Consider the following 9,092-nt stretch of genomic DNA (forward strand, 5'->3'; position numbering starts at 1 on the left):
CTTACGAATAGGTACCCCACCGGCTAGTATTGACAAAAAATAACTGTTCTGATTCTATTTCCAAAGATATGAGTCTTAGCGCCGCCCGGCGCGGAGACTTGTGCCTCGTATGGGGGGAGTCTTCAGACTCCCAACGGTAACGTCGTAACCCGTGACAACCATATAAAACCACGGCCAATACTACCGCACCACAACCCGCCCCCGCAACCGCACCCGCTCATTCTTAACCTCCACCACATAAACCCCCGCCGGCAACTGTCCATCAAGCCCCTCCTCCCGAATCATTCGCTTTGCTCCCCCCTGCACCGTCCGCACCACTTGCCCCGTAGTATTCACCAACGTAATAGTATAAGGCATCGCCGTACCCTGATCATAAAATGCCGTCAAAGTTCCCGCCGACGGATTCGGATACAACGCCAGCCCACCCGCCACCGGAACGTCACTAGTCATATTGGTCAACGCCCGATAAGCATTCACACGCCCATACCCGTAGTAACGATCCCACCCCGGAGTATCTTCCAACGGATCACCTACACCATCCTCCGCCGAAGCCGTCAGTCGTTGCACCAACGCCTCGAGCGTCAGACCAGGCTCACGCCCCCACACCAACGCCGCAATCCCCGTCACCAACGGCGCCGCCTGCGACGTGCCACTCTTTTGCGTACCAAAGTCCGTATCAGAAACATGCGAAAGCCCATAAATAAAATTACCGGGCGCCACTACATCAATATGATCACCGTAGTTACTCCCATATCCTTGCAGCCCTGCCAGTATTGTACTCCGTCGGTCATCCGGATCGGACGAACCGACAGCCAATGTCAGCGTATGCCCCGCAGGATAGTATATCACCTCGCTGTTGAAGTTCTGCATACTGGCAACGATCAGCACATCGTGATCATAAGCATACTGCACAGCATCCGCCAGCGTCTGCAACTCCGTCGTACCGCCCAGCGACATATTGATAATATCGGCACCATTGTCAACCGCATAATGTATCGCCCTGGCCCACCAGCTATACAGCCCAGAGCCATTGATATCCAGCACCTTCAACACCATCAGTTTACAATACCAATCGGCGCCAGCATAGCCCAGGCCGTTGTTACCGTTCGCCCCGATGATCCCCGCCACATGCGTGCCATGGCCAAAATCATCGCGAACATTCGGGCCTTCATTCACCATGTCCCACCCGTTGATATCGTCGATATACCCGTTGCCATCGTCATCCACGCCGTTGTCAGCCACTTCGTCTGTATTCATCCAGAGCCGCCCTGCGAACTCCGGATGGTTCAAGCGTATCCCACTGTCGAGTATCGCCACCGTAATGCCCTCACTACCCTGCGTAACCTCCCACGCCTCAGGCATATCAACATCTGCATCCGCCGTTGCCCACGACCGAAACGACCCGTCATTGCTCAACGACCATTGCCTGTCAAAATAAAGATCATTTGGAAAAAACGCAGCTTGCTGCATTGCCGCATAACCAACGGCATCCTGCTCGATATAGGCCACCAGTTCATTCGCCTTCCAGTCCGCCAATGCCGATTGTATATCAGCATTTGCAGGAAGCGTCAGCACAAAATGTTCCGCCGGCACAGCGCCACGCCCTTGCGCAGCAGCGCGGACCGGATATAAAGGTTGCACGGGCATCGGCAAACGCGCTCCGGCACGCTCCCACCCAGGCTTCAATTTCACGAGCCAGCGGGTATCCCCTTGCTGCGCATGCAGCATGGCTGTCAGGAAAAAGCCAAGTGTGATCAATCCCAATTTCTTCATATGCCGATGCCCCATATACGACCGCGGTGTTACCGTGAGATAAATATACATTAAAGTTCACGTACATCCTCGGCTGTACGACTATGGCGTACACGCCGGTTATCATGGGCCAGCCTTCGCGACGCCATTTTGTACGCGGCGTTAAGTTCTTCCACGACTACGGCAAGCTCGTCGAATAATTCATCCTTCCGCTGCCGCAGTGACATCAGCCGGGCTATCTGTGCTTCGTGCCAGGCGGCATCGACGCCTTCCGGAACTGTCTCGTCCGAAGTTCGGAGCTCATCCAGAAATGTGCGCATCCGCGCCAAGAGTTGAGTAAGGTGAGTAGGACTTACAGGTGACATACAACATGTTTACATTATAGTTCATTGGATTTTACACGCAAAGTAGCAACCGCCAACCCCTGGCCAAGACGAACCCGGTCGATCACTTTAACGGGCGTTGTACCGCCCGCGACAGGCCCTCGCCAAATACTCCCTTCCTCAAGCTGGTTCACCCAATAAAGCATATCCCGCCGCGTGTCAACAGCCAGGGCATATGCATTGTCTACACCGATATCATACAAGGCTGTTAAAGAGGTCCCGCCGCCCGCATCTCCCCGTAGGATCCGGTCTGGCAAAGCCGTACCCGGTATCGGATTGTCAACTATATAGAGTACACCGTTTTGCACCGCTAGGCTAAACGGTCTCAAAAAACCACTCCCCCCAGCATACAGCGTTTGCACCACGGCAGCGCCGCCCAGCCATGTCCGATTGAGTTCGATGTCGAGGTACTCAACCCAATACAATGCTCCAGCGTCAGCCTGTAGGGAAATGCCCCAGCTTCCGTCCACGCCGTCGTCGGCAGTCAGCAAGGTGTCTATCAAACCATTGGGGTATGCTGGCGCGCCAAGAATCAGATCGTCCCAGGGTTGCGTCCAATACAATCGTTGTGACACCGCATCGAAGGTCAGACCTACGGGTCCACGCATGTAAGTCGGCACGGTATATAACACCTGCACCGCGCCTTTTCCTTCCATGGGCGCACGCACAATCTGCCCGCTGTCAAAGTCGGCCCAGTATAACATCGAGGCCGCTTCGTCTACCACGATCGACACGGGCGAACGAACGCCATCGACTGCCGTATAGAGCGTATCAACCTGCATCGCGTCGCCTGCTACATCAAGAGTAGCTCGTAAAATAGCTTGATCGGTAACACTCGTCCAAAACAGATAGGTGCGTTCAACCATCGGCATGGGCGCATCTGTCTCATGACAAGACACCAATATCATCACCAGCATCATGAACCCGGCAAGTCTTGCGGGAACAAAAAAATGAAAGGTATATGCAGACTTCACAGAACGGTTTTTTTTATACAGACTTCAAACAATTCCTCGTCCTGACCCAGGACGAGGAATGTTAGGAAGCCCATTCGAAATGTGGTAGCCAACGGTTTACTAACAACGGTGTGTCGCCTTAGCGAACGCTTATATCAAAGCTATTGCCGTTCTCAATGCCGCTAAATAGTTTCTCAACATTTGTTCCATCCAACTTCACCCGCATGAGGTCTGACGTCGCCGCAGCGTCGGTCATGTTATTGAGCCAGAAGAAATAGCCGTTTTCAAAATCAATCTCTGCGTCATAGGGCGTCAGCACGTTGTTTCCAACGGGCACAAACGTGCTAAGCTCAGTTTTACCATCCAGGCTACCTTGCCAGATTTTGCTTTCACCCGCTGCCCCACCGGCATTGTCGGTAATAAAAACTCGACCCGATTCCGGGTGAACGGCAACACCCGCAGGGCCTTTCAATCCATCGGCTGCATCATAGATTATCTCGGCTGTAAAGGTACCCGTCAAAGAAGCTCTTGCTACATGTTTTGACTCACGGGATGACCAATAAAGCATATTGTTCGCCACGGTCAGCTTCAGGTTATCGCCCAGGAGGAAAAGACCCTGCTCGACAAGCGTGGTATAATCAACGCTTCCATCCAGGTTGCCTTTGTGAATATACGAATGCTCGAAATTAGCATCGTAGCTGGTGAAATAGATATTGCCGCCGGCATGATCAATCGCCACGTCGTAAACGGATGTCAATTTCACATCGTCGCTGTAAACATCTTCAATCGTACCGGTTCCATCGAGCAGTGCGCGTGAAACACCGCCCGTATGTCCCCAATAAATATAACCACGCTCCTCATCGATCGCCACGCCCTGCACCGGCGTTCTGCCTGAATCGTTATACAACTCTTCGATCGTTACTCCGCCGTCATCAATAACACCGCGAAATATCCCGAAACTATCAGACCAGTATACGGTCTTAACGGATGTCGGTGTAGCATTTACGGTGAATTGCAGCGACGTAGCAGATGTAATGCCATCGCGCACCACCTTCACTGCAACGGCACCCGGTGCCAGTGATGTGGGTACTTTAACGATAACGGTTGTGGCAGTTACGGATACAATCTCGGTAGCCTCTACGTCACCAAACAAAACATCTATGACATTTTTGTTTGTACCAAAGCTGGAGCCCGTGATGGTGATCTCAGCATTGATAAAGCCGCTGGTTGGATTGAGACTGGTGAGTACCGGTGCGCCAAGCGACTCATCGATGGTAAAAGTCTGGGAGGACGTTACCGACTTACCCGCAACGGTGACGGTAATAGCACCCGTAGCAGCATTTGCCGGGACAGCCACTTTCAGTGCCGTGGCAGATGCTTCCTGTACCATGGCAGGAACACCCGATGCACCGGCGCCTTTAAACGTCACAGTGTTCTGGCTCGGTGTCGCATTGAAGCCTGTACCGGCAATCGTCACCGACTCACCTGCTCGTGCCGTGGCCGGCGTCAGCGAGGTGATTGTAAGTGTCGCGCCGCCGCCGTCATCATCACCATCATCATCGCTACACGATACAAAGGTAGACGTCATCACCAGGGCCAGCAGCACGCTGCACGCATACGTCGCAAAAGAGTGTAATTTTCTGTTTTTCATTCGTTGTACTTGTCTATTGATTTATTGTGTTTATATGGGTTCGTGTAGAAGGCGTAGAGGCTTCTTTTTGTTAACGGCGACCAGTTCAGCGGTCGCCGTTAAGAAGAGTTTAGGTTAACGAGAAATATTGTTAAGGAAGAACCAGTCCCAAAACTGGCTCTTCCGCTATACATTAGTTAAAAGATACCCAGCCACCGCCGATGAACCAGGCAGTGTTGTCTGAATCAGAAGAGCTACCGAAAGCGCCACGGAAATCAGTAGGCTCCAGGCCGCTCAACAGAGCGTGAGACACGGCTGATTGTTCAACAGAAGCCACAAAGTTACGGCTAGTGGTGTTCCATGCGTTAACATTCAAACCTGTCATAACAGGAAGTGATGTCAGGCCTGTGTTTCCAAGCGTTGTTGCTGTTCTCTCGATGTTGCCAGTAACGCCGTTGAAACCAGTCACGTTAGTAGTAACACCGTTCAGTGTAGTACCCGTGTAAGCAGGAGCTACAACAGTAACACCTTGAATGGCAGAAGGGCTGGGATACGCGCTGGGAGAAGCCACTTCCAGTTGGAAGGTTTTGTAACCTGTGATGATCGAGTTGAACAGTTTCAGCTCAGAGCTAACGCGGATCAGCACGCCTGAACGGAAACGAGAATCAATTGTAGTAGAGTTCGGGCTAACAGGACCGAGGATAGTGAAGTTAGCAAATACAGCACTTGTGTAAGGAGTAACGCCGATGTTGCTGTCACCGTTTGACTCAAAACCGTTTGAACCACCACCGGTTACGGCGATGTTAGGGTTACGCACGACGAGACCGAATTGTACTTTACCGCTGTAGCCCAGGTCAGTATCGAAGTCGTCATCTGTGTTATAGTAAGACACGAGGTGATCAGCGTTTACTGTACCACCGAAGAATTCAAATCCGTCATCCAGACCGTATGATACTTGTACGTGGTCGATCTTAGTACCGTTACCTACACCGCCCAGTGTCAGACCGTTCAGCTCGTTGTCTTGACCAATAACATCACCAGCGTATTCGATGCGTACGAAACGTAGATCACCAGAGTCATCACCTGCGTCTGTACCACCGTAGAAACCAGTGTTGTTCGGAGTCGGCAGACCTTCGATAGAAGTTACACCACCGCTAACGGAAACGGGAGCTTTACCCAGAATCACGACACCACCCCAATCGCCGGCAGCAGGAGTAGTTGCGTTCGACGTGAACAAGATCACAGAGTCGGCAGCATTTGTTTTGCCACCAACAGCATTGATTTTAGCACCTTGCTCGATTACCAGCGTACCAGGAGCAAAGTCTTTTGTAGCTTCGAAACCTTTTTTAACACCTTTAATAGTAACACCCGGTTCGATAGTGATGGTGAAACCATCCTGAATACGGAAATAGTTGTGCAAAATATAGGTATTTCCTGATTCCAGTGTCAGGTTGCGGCTCACGGTAACGTTACCAAAAGCATCAACGTCATCGACACCACCAAAAGCAACAGGAAGGCCCAGGTCGATGACATCGGCAGCTTTACCAGCAGCGTCTTGAGGAGTAGTTACACCTTGATCATCGCAAGAAATGAGAGCAGCGGCCAGTACGGCAACAATTGCTGCAGATTTGAAAATCCGATTCATAAATTCTTAAAATTTTGTTAACTTTGTGTAGTAGTTATTAATCATAACCCGGCGCCATGCTGATAACATGTCGCTGAAGGAGCAGGTCATCCCCTTTGACTCGACTGTAAGGCTGAGTCAGCGTCCTCTTCCGGCTCGGCAGCTTCTGCTTACCGGAAATGTGATAAATAGGATTCTACATCATAGTTGTTAATCCAGGTATGTTTTGTAGTTATGCTGCTCTTCAAAGGGCCTCTTCTTTCGAAGAGGCCTTTTTATTTTGTCTTTCCTAAAACGTACAGGTCACACCCAAAGAATAATAGGCTCCCTGGTTCCAACGCTCCGATTCGTAGTCACTCTTCGGCTGAGTTGTATCTTGAAAAGTTTTAAACTCTCCGGGATCATAGCTGCCATCGTAGTTACTGTCACGCCAACGCACAATATCCTGGTTCAACAAGTTCTGCACACCTCCCTTTACTCTCAGGTATTTACCAATCGGATGTATGACCACAATATCCAGCTGACGTTGTGTTTTTTCATGCAGGTTACCGATAAAGGTTGGCGCCGTAGCGATCAGGCGCGACCCGATCTCATTATACGCTACTGTCACCACCGCTTTACTGCCGGGTGCTTCATAATACAAACTCACGTTATATATATAGGGTGAAGAACCTGTCAGCGGACGGTTGGCACGGATAGGCTTCACAGAAGCATCGTCCCCTTCTTGTAACACCAGCTCGTCATCCAATATGGTATGCACGAACGCGGCATTGGCGATGACCGAAAACCGATCAGCATATGGCAATCCGGTAAAGGCCAGGTTTTTACGCACCTCCAACTCGGCACCGACCAGCTGCGCACGCTTCTTATTGTACCATTTCCGGTAAAGTCGACTCCACGACGGGAATCCATACTCCACGATTTCAATCGGGTTACTGATATCTTTATAAAATCCGCCCACCGATACAAATTCTGTTTCTGTCGGATACCACTCCCAGCGTAAGTCGTAGTTATCCAACTCCGCGTTCACCAGGTCAATGTTACCTTGGTAATTACGTCCATCCCGTGTGTTAAAGAAAGACGATCTTGATCGTTCGCGGAATGCTGGACGGTCAAGTGTTTTGCCATAGCCCGCACGGATTTTGTGCTTTTCAGTAACGTTCCAGGTAACATTGGCACTCGGTAAAAAATATTCGTAGTCAGGTCCCGGCAAGTCTACAACCACAGTCTGCGTCGAAGTCTCTCCCGTTTCAGGATTGACAACGTATACCCTCCGTTGATCAGAACGAATCGGTGCACCTTGTGCATCATACAATTCGGTAAACTCGCGTTCATAGCGAACACCCCCAAAAATTTCCAGTTTATTATTCAGCAACTTTATCAACGGCGCTATATAAAACGCTGCAATATCCTGCGAATAGCCGTACGACAAAGCGCTGAACGAGCTGACCATATCAAAGCCACGTCGATCCTCCCGGAAATTTTCATCGGCCAGAATAGTGCTCAACTTTGTCCACGGCTGGTACACATTCAAGTATTGCTGTGATACTTCCGGCGTCGTGCCCAACTGGGGAATCGTTACGGTAAACACCGTATTTTCAAATACACGCTCGTTCCACTGCAGCAACGTACCCGCCTTCAGGGTAAGATAGTCCGTTAAGGCATAGCTGTAGTCTAAACCCGTCAGCTTGTTTTTATCTTCCGTATTGTAATATTGACGGGGTGCTTCGCCCGATTGATTCACGCCAAACGATACATCATAATTGTCTTCATCGGGGCGACGAATGAATTTATACATCTGAAAATCGGGGATATTCTCTTCCATCGTTACCTGTCCCAATCGCCAGCTAACGCGATGACGCCCCAGGGTGTGCTCGCCGCTTACCTGTGCCGAAACCAGATCTCGCACACGATACTCAAAGGATAACGTTCTCACTTTTGCAGGCCGGCCCGTAAGCAGCGGTTCGCCGCTGGCCTCAATATCGCCGGCTGCCGAAAAGAATGTATTGTCCGCCGCGCTGCGGTTTGCAAACAGGTTTACGTCAATGCGGTGATTTTCATTGATGATGATTCCCAGCGACTCCAATAAGGAAAGTCGCACATCTTCCGTATAGATGGAGTCATACGACTCATCCATGACATTCGGCACCTGCACTCCCTCAAAGCGAATCGAATCACGCTGTGTCCATTGCTCCCGTACGTGGTTCTGATCAAAATCACGCTGGTAGGTATAGCCCAGCGACAGCAGATTGTTCAGCCGGACGCTCGACACTTTATACGAGTCATAATAATTCAGGGAGAAACGCCGATCAAGGCCGTGATGATCGTTTATCAGATTATTGGCTGCCGGCATGGTGCGAATTGCTGCCATGCGCTCTCCGGGATAAAATTCGGCTGCGGGCAGCTGGTAGTTTTTATCATAAAACTGCGCCGGCATCTCACGGTCCTTTGCGCCAAGCGCCCATACGTCTTTTGAGCTGTTATTGCCACCGGTGTAATGGTCTGCAAAAGATGACTCACCCGTGCGATACTGTGCCGAAGCATTTACCTCAAACCGCCGCGCGACCTGGTTACGCGGTGTGTTTACTTTAATCACACCACCACCAAATCCTCCCGGAAGTTCCGGTGATGGCAATTTATAAATCTTAATATCATCGATTAGACCGCTGGGAATGAGGTTGAACGCAAACGCCCGGCTGTCGCTTTCCGTACTGGGTGTCAACATACCGTTCAGGTACGTGATATTATAG

6 protein-coding genes are annotated in these 9,092 nt (G+C 50.7%); all 6 read right to left on the reverse strand.

All coding sequences use genetic code 11. The features are described 5' to 3' along the window. Window positions 1-180: 180 nt before the first annotated feature. Window positions 181-1,773, reverse strand: coding sequence for a S8 family serine peptidase (locus KK062_RS29450; RefSeq protein WP_254087982.1), 1,593 nt, complete (start codon window positions 1,771-1,773; stop codon window positions 181-183). A 50-nt stretch (window positions 1,774-1,823) separates the two neighbouring features. Then, window positions 1,824-2,072: a hypothetical protein gene (locus KK062_RS29455; protein WP_254087983.1), complete on the reverse strand. Its 249-nt coding sequence runs from the start codon at window positions 2,070-2,072 to the stop codon at window positions 1,824-1,826. 59 nt (window positions 2,073-2,131) lie between these two features. Beyond that, window positions 2,132-3,055 carry a hypothetical protein gene (locus KK062_RS29460; protein ID WP_254087984.1) on the reverse strand — a complete coding sequence of 308 codons (924 nt, stop codon included), beginning with the start codon at window positions 3,053-3,055 and terminating at the stop codon, window positions 2,132-2,134. A 172-nt stretch (window positions 3,056-3,227) separates the two neighbouring features. Continuing rightward, on the reverse strand, window positions 3,228-4,739 hold the full coding sequence (locus tag KK062_RS29465; RefSeq protein ID WP_254087985.1) for an IPT/TIG domain-containing protein: 1,512 nt from the start codon (window positions 4,737-4,739) through the stop codon (window positions 3,228-3,230). A 172-nt stretch (window positions 4,740-4,911) separates the two neighbouring features. Next, window positions 4,912-6,363: a beta-helix domain-containing protein gene (locus KK062_RS29470; RefSeq protein ID WP_254087986.1), complete on the reverse strand. Its 1,452-nt coding sequence runs from the start codon at window positions 6,361-6,363 to the stop codon at window positions 4,912-4,914. 268 nt (window positions 6,364-6,631) lie between these two features. Beyond that, window positions 6,632-9,092: TonB-dependent receptor domain-containing protein (locus KK062_RS29475; protein ID WP_254087987.1), on the reverse strand; the 2,461-nt coding region annotated here is incomplete at its 5' end.

It is taken from the genome of Dawidia cretensis, from assembly GCF_018598175.1.
Classification (GTDB): domain Bacteria; phylum Bacteroidota; class Bacteroidia; order Cytophagales; family Cyclobacteriaceae; genus Ohtaekwangia; species Ohtaekwangia cretensis.